General features: G+C 46.6%; 12 protein-coding genes and 1 tRNA gene. 5 read left to right on the top strand and 8 right to left on the bottom strand.

What is annotated here, in order from left to right:
- Positions 1–24 precede the first annotated feature (24 nt).
- Positions 25–258, bottom strand: a complete 234-nt coding sequence (locus tag DQN70_RS02050; RefSeq protein ID WP_023939024.1) for an acyl carrier protein — start codon at positions 256–258, stop codon at positions 25–27.
- Positions 259–516: 258 nt separating this feature from the next.
- Between DQN70_RS02050 and purN the strand changes: the two genes are divergently transcribed.
- Both purN and DQN70_RS02040 read left to right on the top strand, forming a co-directional pair.
- The gene (gene purN, locus DQN70_RS02045; RefSeq protein ID WP_036888285.1) at positions 517–1,098 is read left to right on the top strand and encodes a phosphoribosylglycinamide formyltransferase; all 582 of its coding nucleotides are present in this window, start codon (positions 517–519) and stop codon (positions 1,096–1,098) included.
- Between the two features lie 34 nt (positions 1,099–1,132).
- On the top strand, positions 1,133–2,449 hold the full coding sequence (locus DQN70_RS02040) for a DUF6080 domain-containing protein (protein ID WP_145980591.1): 1,317 nt from the start codon (positions 1,133–1,135) through the stop codon (positions 2,447–2,449).
- Between the two features lie 597 nt (positions 2,450–3,046).
- On the opposite strand, the gene DQN70_RS02030 is transcribed toward DQN70_RS02040, so the two are convergent.
- The 3 genes from DQN70_RS02030 to DQN70_RS02020 form a co-directional block, all read right to left on the bottom strand.
- Positions 3,047–4,381: a T9SS type A sorting domain-containing protein gene (locus DQN70_RS02030; protein WP_158441740.1), complete on the bottom strand. Its 1,335-nt coding sequence runs from the start codon at positions 4,379–4,381 to the stop codon at positions 3,047–3,049.
- A gap of 542 nt (positions 4,382–4,923) precedes the next feature.
- On the bottom strand, positions 4,924–6,552 hold the full coding sequence (locus tag DQN70_RS02025; RefSeq protein ID WP_023940655.1) for a GLUG motif-containing protein: 1,629 nt from the start codon (positions 6,550–6,552) through the stop codon (positions 4,924–4,926).
- Positions 6,553–6,561: 9 nt separating this feature from the next.
- The gene (locus DQN70_RS02020; RefSeq protein ID WP_023938611.1) at positions 6,562–7,764 is read right to left on the bottom strand and encodes a hypothetical protein; all 1,203 of its coding nucleotides are present in this window, start codon (positions 7,762–7,764) and stop codon (positions 6,562–6,564) included.
- A 420-nt stretch (positions 7,765–8,184) separates the two neighbouring features.
- On the opposite strand from DQN70_RS02020, the gene rseP reads away from it, so the two are divergent.
- Together rseP and DQN70_RS02010 are read left to right on the top strand one after the other, a co-directional pair.
- The gene (gene rseP / locus DQN70_RS02015) at positions 8,185–9,504 is read left to right on the top strand and encodes an RIP metalloprotease RseP (RefSeq protein ID WP_023940656.1); all 1,320 of its coding nucleotides are present in this window, start codon (positions 8,185–8,187) and stop codon (positions 9,502–9,504) included.
- Positions 9,505–9,517: 13 nt separating this feature from the next.
- On the top strand, positions 9,518–12,088 hold the full coding sequence (locus tag DQN70_RS02010; RefSeq protein WP_023940657.1) for an endonuclease MutS2: 2,571 nt from the start codon (positions 9,518–9,520) through the stop codon (positions 12,086–12,088).
- Between the two features lie 140 nt (positions 12,089–12,228).
- Here the strand turns inward: DQN70_RS02010 and DQN70_RS02005 are convergent, their stop codons facing one another.
- From DQN70_RS02005 to DQN70_RS01990, 4 genes are all read right to left on the bottom strand, one after another.
- Positions 12,229–12,945, bottom strand: coding sequence for a Bax inhibitor-1/YccA family protein (locus tag DQN70_RS02005; protein WP_023941329.1), 717 nt, complete (start codon positions 12,943–12,945; stop codon positions 12,229–12,231).
- Between the two features lie 39 nt (positions 12,946–12,984).
- Positions 12,985–15,024, bottom strand: coding sequence for a transcription termination factor Rho (gene rho, locus DQN70_RS02000; RefSeq protein ID WP_023935708.1), 2,040 nt, complete (start codon positions 15,022–15,024; stop codon positions 12,985–12,987).
- Positions 15,025–15,312: 288 nt separating this feature from the next.
- Positions 15,313–16,032, bottom strand: coding sequence for a MarC family protein (locus DQN70_RS01995; RefSeq protein ID WP_023941331.1), 720 nt, complete (start codon positions 16,030–16,032; stop codon positions 15,313–15,315).
- A 173-nt stretch (positions 16,033–16,205) separates the two neighbouring features.
- Positions 16,206–16,281, bottom strand: a tRNA-Gly gene (locus DQN70_RS01990).
- A gap of 279 nt (positions 16,282–16,560) precedes the next feature.
- Here DQN70_RS01990 and DQN70_RS01985 point away from each other — a divergent pair.
- The gene (locus tag DQN70_RS01985; protein ID WP_036888281.1) at positions 16,561–17,574 is read left to right on the top strand and encodes an aspartate-semialdehyde dehydrogenase; all 1,014 of its coding nucleotides are present in this window, start codon (positions 16,561–16,563) and stop codon (positions 17,572–17,574) included.
- The last annotated feature ends 39 nt before the right edge of the window (positions 17,575–17,613 follow it).

Genomic DNA, 17,613 nt, shown 5'->3' with positions numbered 1-17,613 from the left:
TAATTTGAGAATCAGTCGAGCTAATTACTTGTGGCTTTCGATGTATGCCACAGCGTCGGCTACAGTCTTGATTTCACGAGCGTCGTCATCGGGAATTTGCATATCGAATTCCTTTTCGAAGTTCATGATCAACTCTACTGTATCCAAAGAATCTGCACCAAGGTCGTTGGTAAAGCTGGCTTCCATTGTTACTTCAGAAGGTTCCAGATTCAACTTCTCAACGATGATGTCGCGTACTTTTGCTTCAATTTCAGACATAACTAATACTATTAATAGGTTAAACACTCATTACCTTTTCCCCAAATAAAATTATTCAGGCTTGTTTTTCTCCGTATGAAGCTTCCCAAATCCACCCTGCAATGCGGTATGCAATGAGATTGATCCGGCAAAGCTTACGTACATTTGCAAGCAAAGAAACAACAATTTCCTCGAACAATCACCATTTGAGAGGAGGAAAAACGCTTTTTCTTGCACAAACCCAAGAAAGATGTGCATATAAAGAAGAATAAAATATTGATGATGAACATTGCTATTTTCGCCTCTGGGGAGGGAACCAATGCGGAACGGATTTGTAATTTTTTTGCAGTGTCGAAGACTGTCCGTATAGTGGGGATCGTGTGCAACAGAGCTCAGGCCGGTGTGTATGACCGTGCCAAAAGATTGGGAGTGGAGATTGTACATATAAGTCGAGAAAAGTTGTTGGAGGGCGGTCAGGCCCTCGATTTGCTGCACAAATGGAAGACCGATTTGATTGTTTTGGCAGGATATATGTGCCCCATTACAGCTCCCTATTTGGAGGCTTTCCCCAATAAGATCTTGAATATTCACCCGGCCCTACTCCCCAAATATGGAGGCAAAGGGATGTACGGTGAGCATGTACATCGGGCAGTGATAGCTGCCGGCGAGACTGTCAGTGGTATCAGTGTGCACTTGGTGGATGACCATTATGACCATGGACGAACGCTTTGTCAAGCCTCTTGCCCTGTCTTGTCCGGAGATACGGTTGAGTCTCTGGCTGCAAGGATACACCGACTCGAACACCGATATTATCCCATTTGCATCGAGCAATACATTGAGGAGTTGCAGCAAATGCAATGAGGAGACAATGAGGAGCTGCAAAACACTGATGAATATGTCCGAAATAAAGACTTCTTGCCATGAGGCACGACAGGTTTTCCTCGGATTTCTCTCTTCCTTGCAAAGTTTGAACAAAGAGCGTCTGCAGGCTTGGGGCAATCGACACAAAGCAGAGCTTCTATTTTTTGCAATTGTATGGCTGGGTTACCTCTCTCTTGCTCTGCTTGCATACCAGTTGCAATTACCCACTGTCTTGGAGGATCTGGAGAAGGATGATTTTCTTCCCGGAGCAATGCTCGGATACGACAACTTCTATTTCTTTTTCCGGAAAGGAGGGGTGCAAGATTTTGTTCACCCCTTTGTAGGACCATGGCATTGGCTCTTCGGTATTGTTGGCCTTGCTATTGTTCCGGTTCGGCTGAACTTTCTTTTCCAGATATCTCTCATGGCTACACTTGTAGCAGCTGGTGTTGCACTGCTTTTCGCCTATGCCTACCGGCTCAAAAAACTACCTCTTGTCAGCTCTATTGCTGTTGCAGCTGTCACCGGTACGAGCTTTACGGCTTTGGGACTGAGTTTTACCTGCGAATATTACCCATTCAGTTTCTTTGTTCTTATCCTGTCTCTCTACCTGCTTGAGCGAGATAGACAGCTGTATGGCTACTACCGATTACGTACTGTTTGGGCTTCGTCTTTTATTGCCGGAGGGATCACTCTGAGCAATGTAGCCAAACCCACCTTGGCCCTTCTGATACAGAAGCCGTATAAGCGAGGTTTTAAGCGAGCTTGTGTCTTGGCTCTCTGTTTCACTCTATTGTTTTTGTTGTCTATTGTGTTCTTTCAGTTGGCCTATTGGATGCGGCATGGAGAAATGCAGTGGATAGACTTGAGGAATGTCAGCTCTTGGATGCTTCCTTCTTCCCAATCTCACATTGAGGCTTTCTTGGCTCATCCGTTGTTCATCTCCGATTTGAGTCTGCAGGATTTTAATGGAGAGATTACCTGGAGACCGGATCCCTATTGCTCTGAAAACTACTTGTTCGTGCTGGGGCCACTCTTGGCCGTTTGCCTACTGGGTATTTGGCGAGGGCGAAGAGAGAAGGCTCTCCATCTTATCCTCTGCTATATAGCTGTCGATTTGACTATCCACCTTCTCCTCAACTACGGCATGAGAGAAGCTATTATATATGGTGGACATTGGGTTTTTGTCCCGGCACTGTTGGCTGCCTATGCCTACTCTCGGGAGGCACAAAACCGGACGCGATATGTACTGGATTGTGCTCTGCTATTCGTAGCGGCGGCAATGCTGTGGCATAATCTGGATGTACTCTTCGATACAGTGCTTAATCCGGCTCTTCTCCCGTATTCGTGAGGCTACCGTCTTCTCAGTCTCAAAGCCTTGCGATTACCACATTCTGCAAGGTGAGCGAAATGGCAATTGATTGCCATCTCTTAGCTTGTGCAAAGAAGTCCTGAGTCTGTTGTACGGCTTTAAGATGATGTTTTTTGTAAAATGGCAACTAAGCCTCGAACAAGAAAAATCGAAGAAATGGGTCTCAAATATCCGACCTAATACCTTCTTTGGGGAGCCTCCCGAAATCGCTTCCCAAAATGCCCTATTCATCGGCATTCTGAGAGGGTCAAAATTCTCACAGGAGAGAATTTTTGCTAACATAGGAGAGAATAAAATTTTTCTCAGGAGAGAATTTTCGTTCTCTCCCGTGTCACGAAAAAATAGAACCTGTGGAGGTCGGAAAGGAGAGAAAAACGAGGCAATAGAGATCTCATTTCAGGCGGAAAAAAGATAGCAAAAGAGAAACGGAAAAACATAAAGAGAAATAAATCTATACATTTTGCGAAGGCGGTATCTCACAAAAGAAACTACATAGTGTGACGTGTACTGAAAAAGTTGACAGTCGGAGAGATTGAACATATATGTAATGTTCATAGAGCTTGCCTGTACATGTATCTATATCTGTATTTTGTACGAGGCAACTTGGCCATTGAAGAAGTAGATATTGAGGATATAGCCACCCGGTGTCAAAGATGAAACATCCAGTGTTCCGCTCTGGCTTTCACGAAAGTTTCTCAAGACAATTTGCCCCGAGAGATCGGAGAGCTCAACACGATTGATCGATTTATTTGCGACCGTCTCGTAGCGGAGTTGCCTACCTGAGCTATCCATATAAACTTTCAGCTCGGACTTTTGTGTATTAATTTTTTCTATGGGATTGCTTCCGGTCAAAGGGACTGAGATCAACCCCTTTCTCTCGGAGTGAAGGATGAGACGATCTTTGTAGCACAATATATCCAACAATTTCCCCAGCTCGGCATCTGCGGTGAAGAACAACTGACAAGTCTTCCCTGCATCTGTCGATACGTATATTTCATACTTATCCGAGGATGTGGCTAATAAGAATAAGGTACTGGGGGATGAGTAATCAATGCAGGTAGAGAGAAGAATCATGGAGCCACCCTCAAGTATTTTCTCTGTCCATGTGTTGCCTCCATCTTCACTTTTCACAAGAATATTATTGATCCCAGAAAAAGCGAAAAGACTTCTTGGATTGGAGGGGTGATAGATGATATTCTCCAGATTGCTATCGGTCTTCTTCAACTCATAATTTTTCACGGAAAAGTCGTCTAAATTGATAGTCGATATAAATCCTACATAGCTTGCAGATACCCCATAGAGAAGGAGTTGTTTAGGATTAGAGGGGACAAGCAGAGCTCCAGAAAGAGTCGACAGGTCGGAATGCGCCTCCTCTATGCTAACTTTTGGTGTCCATGTTTTTCCAAAATCGGAGGAGGAAACGAGAAATATATCATCCCAATCGTCTATGAGTAGGAGAAGTTCTTTTTCGTTTTGAGGGTTTTGCATTAAGAAATATTGCCTCGGGGCTTTAGGAAGATCCAATCGTGAGGTTATCTCCTCTGTTATATCCTTAAAGGTCTTCCCCTTATTCGGAGAGTAAAGTAAGGAGATAGGACAGTCCGTTGGCGAGCCTTCCACTCCATTAAAAGCAAGAGCAAACGCCTCCTCTTCATGGATTACAGAGTTCAGAATGCTAGACCCAGAGAAAGTCGGTTCTTGCCAAGTCGCGTTGGTCGCAAGGTTTTTGCTGTAAACACCATCCTTGGAAAAGAAATAGAGTTGATCGCCAATGAGTTTGAGTGATTGATACGAGATTTGGGGGGTTCTTTCTTTCTCAAGATCCAGCGAAACCCACTGTGCTCGGCCTATTGGGCAAGAGAACCCAAGTAACACGAGAAACGTTACGGAGAAACGGATTATTCTTTTCATACTGACCACATGATTAATATTGAAAGAGAATTGGGGTGTTGCGGATTGTTTGAAGTGCTTTTCCCGTAATACTCTTTTTAAGTTTATTACTGTGGGACACAACCCTCCGCGGATGCGGAGCTGCATCAGACCTCCATGGCACCTACAGAAACCCCACAAACTAATGTAGAGGATTTCATGTCCTATGAAAATTATTTTCTTTCTGTGCGGCCAAGATAATGTATTCTTGAGTATTTGACAAAAAGAGTAGTCTATGGTGAATGTGTATTAGCCCTGCTGGATCCCAAGACGAGCAGAATCTGTCAATTTTTTTATTATCCCTCTCTTTTCCCCTCTCCAACTGTCAACTTTCTCAGTACACATCACATTTTCTTTGAAGTCCATATTCCGGGGGGGTAAAATAAAACAAGGCTGTGCTGAAATGGAATTTCAGCACAGCCTTGTTTGTGTTTGCCTTTTTTCTTAGGAGATTATTTTGCTCTTTTCCCTAAGATCCGGTGTATTCACCTTTTACAGACATAAGACTTGCAACAGATGCTCTTCTATCGTTTGTCGAGAAAAAGCTTGAAACTTACAGCCTTGTGGCCAGTCTTGACACGCAGGACATGCAAGCCTTTTGGCAGGCTATTTGTAGCCACACGGCAGCTATTAGCCTTTACCTGACGGGAGTACACTTTTTGGCCATCCGTCGAGAAGATATCTATCTGCTCTATCATTTCTTCACTATCTATGTGATAGCCGTCTGCCGTAGCTGTAAGCTGTATAGTGGGGTTTGGCAGATGGGCATTGTCGAGTGGATAGCTATCCTTTCCTCGCAGGGTAGGGTATCCCTCATTCAGGCTCGGAGATATCATCCATACTTGAGAGAAATCCCAACCTTCATAGGTATTTTGTTTCTTCATCTCTTCCGACGTCTTTCCGTCGCATTGGATATCCTCGTGATAGAAACCTCCCACAGCTTCTTGCATATTCGAGGTTTCTGTATTCCAATAGCATTTGGAGACAACTCCTGTAGACTTGACTCCGATGAAAGCCCCTCCGAAGCTGGGATTCTCGGCCTTTACTTCGCCAGTGGAGTAGCAGCGGGTAACCCGGCTATCGCTATATGAGCTTGAGCCAAGCAAGCCCCCTACATTGCGCTCTCCCTGCACTTTGGCACGAGCATAGCAGTCCTCGATGATCGAAGTGTCATTCTCTCCGATCAAACCGCCTACATAGGTCTGCCCCTTAATCCAACCCCCGATGACATAGCTCCTGCGGACTTCAGCACGCGAAGCGACTCCCAGCAAGCCTCCCACTTTTTCATCGCCTGTCATTTCTACATTGGCCATACAGTAGGATATTTTGCCTCGTATATATCCGGCAATACCTCCTATTACGCGAGCCAAAGCATCTTCCGGAGTCCCTTCGGGGACTTTCCCTACTATCTTTCCCTCCATCGTACAGCCAGAGATTTCTCCTTCGTTGTTCCAGGAAGTGATACCACCGAGATAATCCCGACCATATACTTCTCCTTTCACGATGCAATCTTCTATCAATCCTCCATCTTGATAGCCCGCCAACAGACCGACATAGAAGTCTTTTCCCTGAGAACGACTGTCTATCACCTGGCAGTTGACAATATGGCTATTGTGTACATAAGCCGTGAGACAACCCACATTTTCCTGACCTATTATTTCGGCTTTTTCGATAATCAGGTTACGAACTTCTCCGCTATTGATATAGCCGAAAAGACCTTGGTAGGGATATTTCGGACGGTTAATCTTCAGATTCACTATCCTGTATCCTTGACCATCATAGTGCCCCCGGAAGCCAAACTTTTTGGGAATGCCACCGATGGAATAGAAACCTCCTATAGGCATCCAGCCCTCTCCGTTTTCCCACTTTTGTGTTTCACTGAAGTCAAGGTCTTTTGTCTGCACGAAGTGTACATCGGCCAGATCGTTGGTTGTATTGACTTGTTGCGCCATCCAGACCAGCTGATATATGTGATCGATCTGATAAGGATCTTCAGCTGAGCCACTGCCTCTCTCCGGTTTTGCGGCCAAGTGGTAGGGATATTCTTCTTGCTCTGCTCCTTCTTGAGCTTTGGAGACAATAGGCAGAAGGAGCATGGGCAATGCAAACCAAAGCAAGATCTTGCTTGCTACTGAGTGTAGATGCATATTCATGGGCTACTCTTATTTGATCATGAGTTTGCCTACACAACGTCCTTGTGCCAACAGGTAGGTACCTTCTGGCAGGTTTGATGCTGATATCTCTGCGCTACCGGCTTGAGGATACACCGTTGCAATACTTTTGCCGCTTATGTCCAGCAGCTCTATGCTTTGTTCAGAAGAAGTGCGGACAACAATTTTCCGGCTTGCTGCCAGATAGCTGTATTCGAATTGAGTCTGCCGGGCTATGTTTTCAGTAGAGGTGTATTCAGCCATCGGCACGACTTTCACATTCAGATCTTCATCGGCAGGCCAAGAGAGGGAGTTGTCTATATAATATTCACCCTTTCTGTCTACATACTCTCGGCCGTTTATTTCCCAATGATGCAGGCTCACTTTTCCACTGGGGTTGTCTGGAGGTGCTACTTGGAAGAGGATGGGGTCGCCAGGTGTCACCTTGGCACCTGTGCCGATCTCGGGACCTCCTGTCTCTCCTTGGTTGAAGCAGGAGAGTACGGCTGTGAGAGGCTGTGTGAAAGTGACTGTGCGAGTTTCTCCGTCTTTGTAGAAACGGGTGTGTAGGTAAAAGTCCTCGGGAACGTTTTGCTTGTAAAACTGGTCAGGACGGCTCGGAAAACGCAGTCCTTCACCGAAAGACCAGCAAAGGATATTATATCCTTCCTTTGTTTTGGGATCGAAATAGGCTCCTCGATTTTCTGGTAGCATGTAGGTCTTACCGTCTTTTTCCGGGGCAATCGCTCGGCCGAACTCTCCTTGCTCTTCTACATTCACCTCTTTGCCATCCGAACCTTCTTCCTCGGTAGTGAAGACGACAGGGATCAATCGGCATATATCAGCCTCTATCTCGATTGAGTTCTCTACTCTCTCTATCTCTATTGATGTGTTGCTATAGGACTCTGGGAACTCTTCTTTCCTTTCGTTGCCTTTGTTCGCTTTCTTCCACACAAAGACTACATATCCCTTGCGGGGGGCAACCTCGAAGCGTAGGTTGGATCCCTTGACAGCATGGTAAGTATATTGATCCGCATCGGGCTTCAGCTCACCGGTGGGGCCACTCGGAGCAGACAATACGACTACTTTGCGCACATCGTCACTGTGCATTCCTTTGCCAAAAACAATGGAGATCGTCTCCGTTTGAGCTAAGGCCGAGTTGCCAAAGCCGATCATTGCAAGCAGGGTGAACAACCCCCAGTAATACTTTCTCATACTCGTATAAACCTGTTTTAGAGATTAGAACATAATGGCCCCGGAGAGTCTTGGTATCCGTTGCTCCGGCAGGCCGGTCTCTGTCTCCGGGTGTGTAGAGACCTTGCCTTGGTGTCGGTGCAGGGCAAAGGTATATTATTCCGCTTTTCTGTGCCGGTTGAGATTGTTTGTGATACAGCTTTTGTTGCGTTATCTATAGACTTTTGGATTCGGTTGTCCATCCGAATATGTTCCTTTTGTTCTCTACCTCGAGCTCTTGTGATTGCTGCATTTTGAAAAGTCCGGCAAAAAGCTGCTGAGATAGCCTCTTGGTGCCTATGCAGTGGTCTTCGATTGTGTGGACCTGCTTTTACCGGAAGCCTCCCTTTCCGAAAGTGCGTATCTTTGCCCGCACTAATAGTTTGAAGACGAATACATACAATGAGTACTATATTGATCAAGTTCGTTCAACTGATGCTTTCTTTCACCATACTGGTGCTTGTGCATGAGTTGGGGCATTATTTGTTGGCTCGCTTGTTTCGTGTGAGAGTTGACAAGTTCTATATTTTCTTCAACCCGTGGTTTTCGCTTTTTAAGTACAAACCCAAAGGGAGTGACACGGAATGGGGGATTGGCTGGCTGCCTTTCGGAGGATATTGCAAGATTAATGGAATGATAGATGAGTCGCTGGATCGTTCGATCGAAGGCACTACTCCTCAGCCCTACGAATTTCGTTCCAAGCCGGCTTGGCAACGCTTCTTGATCATGGTTGCTGGTGTTGTCTTCAATTTCCTGTTGGCAATAGTCATCTACGCCGGGATCATCTACACTTGGGGGCGTGACGAACTCCCGTCTGCTCGTATAGAGAATGGTATGGCCTTTTCGCCTGTGGCAGAGTATGCCGGCTTCCGGGATGGAGACATTATTCTTGCTACAGATGGTCGTCCTGCCGATATTCTCGATGCTGGTTTCATGCGTTCGGTAGCGCAGGCTGAGAGTGTGCAGGTTCGCCGCGAGGGCGTAGATACGACTCTGCTGATGCCAGATGATCTGATGAAGCGTCTCCTGCTCGATGGCCGAGGGTTGATGTACATCCGCTTCCCTTTTGTAGTGGGAGAGGTAGTTCCCGGCAAGCCAGCCGAGCGTGCTGGGCTGAAAGCCGGTGACAAACTGCTTGCCATAGAGGGGCGGAAAGTGGACGAGTTTCGCCAAGCAAGGGCAGAGATACATAGCCGTAGAGGCCAAGTTGTACCCATGACTTTTGAGCGTAATGGAGAGGTCTTGGATCTTTCTGTTCCTATAGATACTGCCGGGCAAATCGGTGTACTCACGGAGATGGATCTTTCTAAGCTGTATCAGGTAGATCATCACAGCTACAATTTGATAGAGGCTGTCCCGGCTGGAGTTCGGTTGGGTGTAACAACGCTCAAGGGCTATGTCGGGGATATGAAGTATGTGTTTACCCCCGAGGGGGCCTCGCAAATAGGAGGTTTCGGGAGTATAGGGAATCTCTTCCCTCCTGTTTGGGATTGGCGTGCTTTCTGGAGTATGACAGCTTTGCTCTCTGTGATTCTCTCGGCTATGAACCTTTTGCCTATCCCGGCATTGGATGGTGGGCATATTGTCTTTTTGTTGATCGAGATGATCACAAGACGTAAGATGAAAGAGCAATGGCTTATCCGGGCACAGTTGATAGGTATGTTTCTTCTCTTTGCCCTGATGATATATGCCAATGTGAAGGATTTGGTTCGTTTCCTCTAAGCTCATTTGGTAAATGTCATTTCGGATTTATCCCTCGAATTTCGAGGCAAAAATTGGCTTTGATGAGCTGCGTCGTTTACTCTCTTCTTACTGCGGATCAGAACTGGGGCAAGAACTTGTCTCAAATCTCCATGCAACAGACGATTTTACCTCTATCGAAGCCTGGCTGCATCAGACAGCTGAAATGCTTCTGCTGATAAGGCAATCGCGCCCAATCCCTTCTATTGTTGAGACAGACTGTCGGTTGGCTCTCCGCAGGATACGGCCCGAGGGGACTTACTTGGAGCAGGAGGAGCTGCTCTCGGTACTCCACTCTATGCAGTCGATAGAGGCAATTGTTGCCTTTGTGGCTGCACACAATGTCCCCGAAAATGAAATAACGGTTCCTTACCTGCAACGGGTCTTTTCCGGTTGTTATACATACCCTGATTTGAGCCGGCATATTGCGTCTCTGTTTGATGTACGTGGCAAGATTGCTGATACGGCTTCACCGGAATTAGGAACTATTCGGCGAGAGATAAGTCAGATTGAGCGGCAAATGAGTCGCTTGATAGAGCGAGCGATGCGCCAAGCCAAGGCCGAAGGGTACATGGAAGCTGACGCCATGCCTACGGTCAGGGATGGCCGTGTGGTGTTGCCGATCATCCCTTCTCACAAAAGAGCTTTGGGTGGGATTGTTCAGGGGGAATCCACCACCGGGCGCACCGTATTTGTGGAGCCGGCTGAAGTGGTAGAGGCTGGCAACAGGCTTCGAGAACTGGAAGGAGAGGAGCGTAGAGAAATTATCCGTATTCTTACACAGACTACTGCTCAAATTAGGAGTGTCGCACAAGAGATCATAAGAGGAATTGCCTATTTGGCTCAATTCGACCTGATTGTAGCCAAGGCCAAGTTTGCTCACAAGTTCAATGGTAATTTACCACATCTATCTCCCCAGCCGGATTTGTTGTGGGTAGGAGCTACTCATCCCGTATTACAGCAATCTCTATCTGAGCATGGGCGTTCGGTGGTGCCATTGGATATTACGCTTTCTTCCGATAATCGCATACTGGTTATTTCCGGGCCCAATGCCGGGGGAAAGAGTGTGTGTCTCAAAACAGTCGGTATTGTCCAATATATGCTGCAATGCGGTTTGTTGCCGACTCTTTCGCCAGACAGCCGGGTAGGCATATTCGGTTGTCTGGCTATTGATATTGGGGATGAACAGAGTTTGGAGGATGATTTGAGTACCTACAGCTCGCATCTGAAGAATATGAAAGAGTTTATCCGCCTTTCCTCCGAGCGCAGTCTGTTGCTTATCGATGAGTTCGGATCGGGTACCGAACCTCGTATTGGAGGAGCTATTGCGCAGGCCCTTTTGCATCGGTTTAATCAGGCCGGTTGCCGAGGTTTGGTAACAACCCACTACCACAATCTCAAACTCTTTGCCGATGATACCCCCGGGCTCGTCAATGCCGCTATGCTTTACGACAGACATGAGATGCGCCCTCTTTTTAGGCTCAGCATAGGTCGCCCCGGATCGTCTTTTGCCATTGAGATTGCCCGCAAGACAGGTTTGCCCGAAGATGTGATAGATATGGCTTCCGAGCTTGTTGGGCAAGATTATACCGATATGGATAAATATCTGCAAGATATTATCCGTGACAAACGCTATTGGGAGTCGAAGAGAGAGAAGATACGTCGGGAAGAAAAACGCCTCACAGAGAGTGCTGACAAGTATGCCCGGCAGTTGGAGTCTTTTGATACAGAGCGCAAACGCCTTTACAAAGAGGCTGCTGCCGAGGCCGGACGCTTGTTGGACGAAGCTCGTAGTCGCATCGAAGGGACGGTTCGAAGCATCAAAGAAGCCAAGGCCGAACGAGAAGAGACCTTGAAAGCTCGCAGAGAATTGGAGGATTTTCGCAGACAAATAGCCGAATTGGGGAAGACTGAAACAGCCAACTCACAGCCCAAAGATGATCGCTATACCCGCGAATTGGAAAAGCTAAAACGTCGCAAAGAACGTAAGGCTGTGGGCAAAGTCCCTACATCTGGTTTGCCTGTCGAACCTGAGCGGCAATCTCCGGTTGCTCCTCCTCGTTCTCTTCGCTTGGATGACCTTTCGGTAGGTGATTTGGTCAAAATTAAAGGGCAGCAAGCCCTCGGTCGAATACTGGAGATTAACAGCCGGGATGTATGTGTAGCCCTCGGGATGCTCAAAGTAAATGTGTCGATAGATAAGATCCTTTTACCCAATGAGCGAGAGCAGGAGCAAGCCGATAAGCAGCAGGAGCAGCTGCGTGATACGCGAGTGTCACGTCACTCCAATGTGATAGATACTATACATAACAAACGGCTTCAGTTTAAGGCCGATTTGGACGTGAGAGGTATGAGAGCAGCCGAAGCCATTGATGCTGTGGCTTATTTTGTCGATGATGCCATACAGCTATCTGTTCCACGAGTGCGTATTCTCCATGGTACCGGAAGCGGAGCTTTGAGGATGGCTATACGGGACTATTTGAGTGGAGTGGTGGGAGTACGGCAATATAAAGATGAACATGTACAGTTCGGAGGAGCTGGTATCACTGTGGTCGATTTGAACTGAGTGGGATTGTGGAATAGTCTCATTCTAAAGAGATTCCATGTCTCCAAGGTTTATAAAAAAAAGCGGCACGACCCGGAGAAAGGGTCGTGCCGCTTTTTTTGCGCCCGGCAGAGCCGGATCATAGAATTGGAATGCTTTGTTTATCGTCTGTTGCCCAAAAAGCGCAACACGAATAGAAAGAGGTTGATAAAGTCAAGGTAAAGAGTCAGGGCTCCCAGCAGTGCTACTTTGCGTGTCTCTTCGTTCTCTTCATATGCCTGACCAAAAAGCTTTCTCAGCTTGTTTACGTCATACATCGTCAGGCCTGTGAAGATTAAGACTCCGGCTCCAGATACTATAAGGTCCATCATGGAGCTACCTACAAAAAGATTTACCACAATGGCTATCAATAGGCCTATGAGAGCCATATAGAGAAGTTTCCCCATCTTGCTCAGATCCATCTTGGTCGTGTAGCCCAAAATAGCCATTGCCCCAAATGCGCCGGCCGTGATTAGGAAAGTTGTCATGACCGAACTACCTGTAAACATGAGTAATATCGGACTGATCGTAACTCCATTGAGCAAGGCGTAAGCCCCGAACATGAGGGTTGCTAATCCGAAAGACAGACGTCTGATGGCTGCTGAGAGAAGCATCACCAAGGCAAACTCCGCAATACACAGGCCTAAATACAAACCTCTGGACTGCAGCAAGGCAATGTCGAACTGCTTGTCATGTATGATATAGGCTGCCAAAGCGCTGATACCTAAGCCTATAGTCATCCATAGGAAAACAGAGCGCATCAATCGTGAAGTAACCTCCGAACTTATCGCATAGGACTGTTCGTATTGATTGGTTGGTTGTTCATTGTAATCTATCATGGTTGTAACAATTGTAGGTTATCTGAAAACTGCATCAACTCAATTCTGCATACTTGCCAAAAACTCGATGTTGGAACCGGTCATCTCAAGTCGTTGTTTGACGAACTCAAGAGCTTCCACAGGGTTCATATCCGATAAATATTTACGGAGGATCCACATACGGTTCAGTGCTGTTTCTTCCAAGATTAGATCATCTCTTCGAGTGCTGCTAGACACAATATCAACAGCTGGGAACAGTCGTTTGTTGGCAAGTCTGCGATCCAATTGCAGCTCCATGTTACCTGTACCCTTAAATTCTTCAAAGATCACCTCGTCCATCTTCGATCCTGTTTCCTGCAGAGCTGTAGCTAAAATGGTAAGGCTACCTCCATGCTCTATATTCCGGGCAGCACCGAAGAACCGTTTGGGTTTTTGCAGAGCATTAGCATCGACACCCCCGGAGAGGACTTTGCCCGATGCCGGTTGAACTGTATTGTATGCACGCGCCAGGCGGGTGATGGAGTCGAGTAGGATTACTACGTCGTGTCCGCATTCGACGAGGCGTTTGGCTTTGTTGAGCACAATTTCGGCCACCTTCACATGGCGTTCGGCCGGTTCGTCGAATGTAGAAGCAATGACTTCGGCATCCACATTACGGGCCATATCGGTTACTTCTTCGGGGCGTTCATCAATTAACAGGATCATCATGTAAACCTCCGGATGGTTAGCAGAAATAGCGTTGGCTATATCCTTTAGCAGCATCGTTTTACCTGTCTTAGGCTGGGCTACAATCAGACCACGTTGCCCTTTTCCGATAGGAGTGAAAAGGTCTACTATACGTACAGCTGTCTTGTCGTTGACTGAGGCTACATTGGGGCATTCGAGCTTGAATTTCGAATCAGGAAATAGAGGTGTGAGGTGGTCAAAGGGAATACGATCCCTGATTTCCTCCGGGTTACGACCATTTACAGAAATCAGGTCAACAAAGGGGAAATACTTCTCTCCCTCTCTGGGAGGGCGGATTGTGCCTTCCACCACATCGCCTGTTTTAAGAGCTGCGGCCTTGATCTGTTGTTGAGAGATGTATACATCATCCGGTGAGGTGAAGTAATTGTAGTCCGAAGAGCGGAGAAATCCATATCCATCGGGCATAATCTCCAATACGCCAGTGCATTGTAATATACCGGAGAAATCATACAATGGCTCATTGCTTTCTTGTGCTATTGGTTCCACTGTGCTTTGAGCCATTTGTTGCCGCTGTTGGCGAGTCCCGGGTGTGTGCGATGGTACACGCTGAGAGACTACTCTTTTGGACTGAGCCACTCTGGGCTGAACCGGTTTGCTGTTGAAAGGCAAGACTTGGTCAAGTACCGAAGATCCGGAGTCATTATGCTTAAATACCATTCTAGTCAGATCAGTGCTTTCGCTTTCTGTCGCTTTTTCTTCCCCCATCTGATCTTGCTTGGGTTGAATGTTTTTTTCGGCTTTCTCTTCTGACTCAAATCTGGGGCGAGCGGTTGGCTGCGGTTTATTACTTTCCTCTATATCAAGGATGGCTGGGTGAATTTGCTTTCTCTCTACTGGTTCTTGCATATCACCTTGGGGTACTTGAGATGCGGCCTGAGTGAGGATGTTCAGAGCAAGTTCCCGAGCAGCCACTTCTTCCTTAGAGGGACGACCTCGACGGCGTTTGGGAAGTTCTTGAGCAATCTCTTCCACGCTTTTCCCAGAGCCTGCTACCTCTTTGGCCAAATCAACAACCACATTGGGATCTATAACGCTCTCTACGGCCTCCAGCTTGGCACGTATTTTTTGATTGTCTACCGGAGTAGCTGATTCTTCATCTTTTTGTCCGGAGTTTTCTCGGCGGTTGTTGTTACGGTTGTCGGTAGGAGCCCTACGGTCATTTCGTCGCTCCTCTCTGCTTTTTTGTCTGTCAGCCTGTGCTCCGGCCATGGCAATGGCTTGTTCATCCAATATACCGTAGATCAGATCCTGTTTGGAAGGGTTGCTGTCCAAGTTCAAATCCAGTGCACGTGCTATTTGTTTCAGCTCTTCTTCCGATTTGGCACTCAAATCTACTATTGTGAATTTCTGCATAAAGAACTCCTATCTGTATTGATACTTGATGTTTTTTCTTTTTGTTTTGGAAGGGGATGCAATTGACAATTGACTTTAGGCGAGTAAAACAAATTGAAAATAAAAGAGACTCATCCTTTCTGTTTTTCTCGGAAAGACCTCTTCTGGCATACGATAGTATGCTCTCACCCCCAAAATCGATATCAAAGGAACATTTTCTATCCTTTGAGCATCGCAAATATATAGAATATCGTCTTAATAAGGAACAAAGGCATACGGATTGTGGATCCGAGGCACACTCATTCCCTCTCACTTTCGGAGAAAAGCAGAAAGCACAGTTGTGTCTGCCTGCACTGGTACTTCGGAAGGAGTCGTTTGCAATTGCTCTGTTCGCGTTGCACTTTCATCGGCAGAACTACTCATGTCGATGATCTTGAGAAGATTGCCAGTGAAAAACTTCACTGAGATAGCTAATAGCAGCACTCCGAAGAATTTGCGCAGAATATATACTCCACCTTCGCCTAAAAACTTTTCTACCGGTCCCACATATTTAAGCATGAGGAAGATTGCCAATACATTGATCAGCAGGGCGCAGAGTATATTGATTACGGCAAAACCATCGGCACGCAGGGTAAGCATGGTAGTGAAAGACGCAGCTCCGGCGAAGAGGGGAAAAACAAGAGGTACGATTGTGCTACTGTTGCTCGGCCCATCATCCTTGAATACTTGTATCCCAAAAATCATTTCCACAGCCAATACGAAAAGAACGACAGCTCCGGCTACTCCAAAAGAGGAAATGTCTACACCGAAGAAACCCAGCATGGGCTCTCCAACGAAAAGGAAAGCTATGAGCATAACCCCGGAGTACAGGGAGATACGGTTGGGACTGATTGTTTTACCCTGAGTTTTTAGGCTAAGAACAATAGGGATAGCTCCTATTATATCAATAGCTACAAACAAAATCATAAAAGCACTGAAAATAGCTCGAAGGTCGAAGCTCTCAAGGTCAGCTAAAAATTCATTCCACATGTGGTTTTTGTTGTTAAATAGTGGTACATGCATTAAGATCCTACACTCGAATATACTCCTCTCTCTTTCAACTTCTATCGAGGCTCACGAATGCACATACGGACAGAACAAAAGTACTGAGGGGAGGGATCGTAGCCTTGGTCTAGGCCGATTGCAGACACAAGGGACCCAAGTGGAGCGGTAGGCGAGGCTCGAACTCGTGACCCTCAGCTTGGGAAGCTGATGCTCTACCAACTGAGCTACTACCGCATGATCAGCGGATGCAGAAAAACCGCCTATCGGCTACAAAGGTAGAAAAATGATCGTTTTGAGCAAACACTTTTCTGTATTGAATGCAACAGCTTGATGTCGGAATGTGCTAGCTCTATTTCCCACATAAAACTTCGTTTTTTGATATACCTTTGACAGAGGAGGTGAATATTTCGGCTGGGTTTGTGCTCCGGAGCTTTGCCTCTCTCTTTTTATTTTGGATAGAGTTGATGGTAAATGGCTTTCTCACAATAGAAGACAATAAATAGAATGAAACAATTGAATATCGCCATCGTCGGTGCGAGTGGCGCCGTGGGGCAAGAGTTGTTGCGAGTGTTGGAACAAAGACAATTCCCTATTCGTCAGCTTACGCTCTTTGGTTCGGAGCGTTCGGCAGGTAGTACATATTTATTTGCTGGTAGAGAATATACAGTACAGTTGCTCAGACAAGAGCCAGAAGATTTTAAGGATATAGATGTGGCTTTTTGTTCGGCAGGAGGGAGCGTTTCTTTGGCCTATGCCGAAACAATCACCAAATATGGTTGTCTGATGATAGATAATTCTAATGCATTTCGTATGCAGGAGGATGTGCCGTTGGTGGTACCCGAAATCAATCCGGAAGATGCTCTTAGTCGCCCCAAAGGCATTATAGCCAATCCTAATTGTACAACCATACAGATGGTGGTTGCTTTGGGAGCTATTGAGAAGCTCTCACATATTCGTCGTGTACATGTTGCTACCTACCAGGCTGCCAGTGGAGCCGGAGCTTCGGCCATGGCAGAGTTGGAAGAGCAGTCGAGAGAGCTAGTCGAGGGACGCAAGGTAACGGTGAAGAAGTTTGCACATCAACTGATGTACAACTTGATTCCTCAAGTGGATGTATTTATGGACAACGACTATACCAAGGAGGAGATGAAGATGTATCACGAGACACGCAAGATTATGCATAGTGATATTCTTGTTAGTGCCACATGTGTGCGTGTGCCGGTCATGAGAGCGCATAGCGAGGTAATATGGGTAGAATGTGAACATGAGTTGAGGATAGATGAAGTCCGAAAGGCCTTCTCGGAGACTCCCGGTATCGTATTGGTAGACACTCCTGCAGAAGGGGAATATCCAATGCCATTACATGTGACAGAAAAAGATCCTGTATTTGTTGGGCGCATCAGAAAAGATCTCTCGAACCCCCATGGAATTAGTTTTTGGTGCGTAAGTGATCAAATACGCAAGGGGGCTGCTCTTAATGCTGTGCAGATAGCCGAGTGGCTCATTGCCCACGGAGATTTGAAGTAGCATAATTCGAAACATTGTCTATCTTACGCCCCGAAATAG

The organism is Porphyromonas crevioricanis (assembly GCF_900476255.1).
Taxonomy (GTDB): domain Bacteria; phylum Bacteroidota; class Bacteroidia; order Bacteroidales; family Porphyromonadaceae; genus Porphyromonas; species Porphyromonas crevioricanis.
This window is presented reverse-complemented; position numbering and strand designations above follow the sequence as displayed.

Coding starts and splice junctions, on each gene's coding strand:
- DQN70_RS02050 (WP_023939024.1), bottom strand. CDS start 258: ATGTCTGAAATTGAAGCAAAAGTACGCGACATCATCGTTGAGAAGTTG.
- DQN70_RS02030 (WP_158441740.1), bottom strand. CDS start 4,381: ATGAAAAGAATAATCCGTTTCTCCGTAACGTTTCTCGTGTTACTTGGG.
- rseP (WP_023940656.1), top strand. CDS start 8,185: ATGAGTACTATATTGATCAAGTTCGTTCAACTGATGCTTTCTTTCACC.
- rho (WP_023935708.1), bottom strand. CDS start 15,024: ATGCAGAAATTCACAATAGTAGATTTGAGTGCCAAATCGGAAGAAGAG.
- DQN70_RS02040 (WP_145980591.1), top strand. CDS start 1,133: ATGTCCGAAATAAAGACTTCTTGCCATGAGGCACGACAGGTTTTCCTC.
- DQN70_RS02010 (WP_023940657.1), top strand. CDS start 9,518: ATGTCATTTCGGATTTATCCCTCGAATTTCGAGGCAAAAATTGGCTTT.
- DQN70_RS01995 (WP_023941331.1), bottom strand. CDS start 16,032: ATGTGGAATGAATTTTTAGCTGACCTTGAGAGCTTCGACCTTCGAGCT.
- DQN70_RS02005 (WP_023941329.1), bottom strand. CDS start 12,945: ATGATAGATTACAATGAACAACCAACCAATCAATACGAACAGTCCTAT.
- DQN70_RS02020 (WP_023938611.1), bottom strand. CDS start 7,764: ATGAGAAAGTATTACTGGGGGTTGTTCACCCTGCTTGCAATGATCGGC.
- purN (WP_036888285.1), top strand. CDS start 517: ATGATGAACATTGCTATTTTCGCCTCTGGGGAGGGAACCAATGCGGAA.
- DQN70_RS02025 (WP_023940655.1), bottom strand. CDS start 6,552: ATGAATATGCATCTACACTCAGTAGCAAGCAAGATCTTGCTTTGGTTT.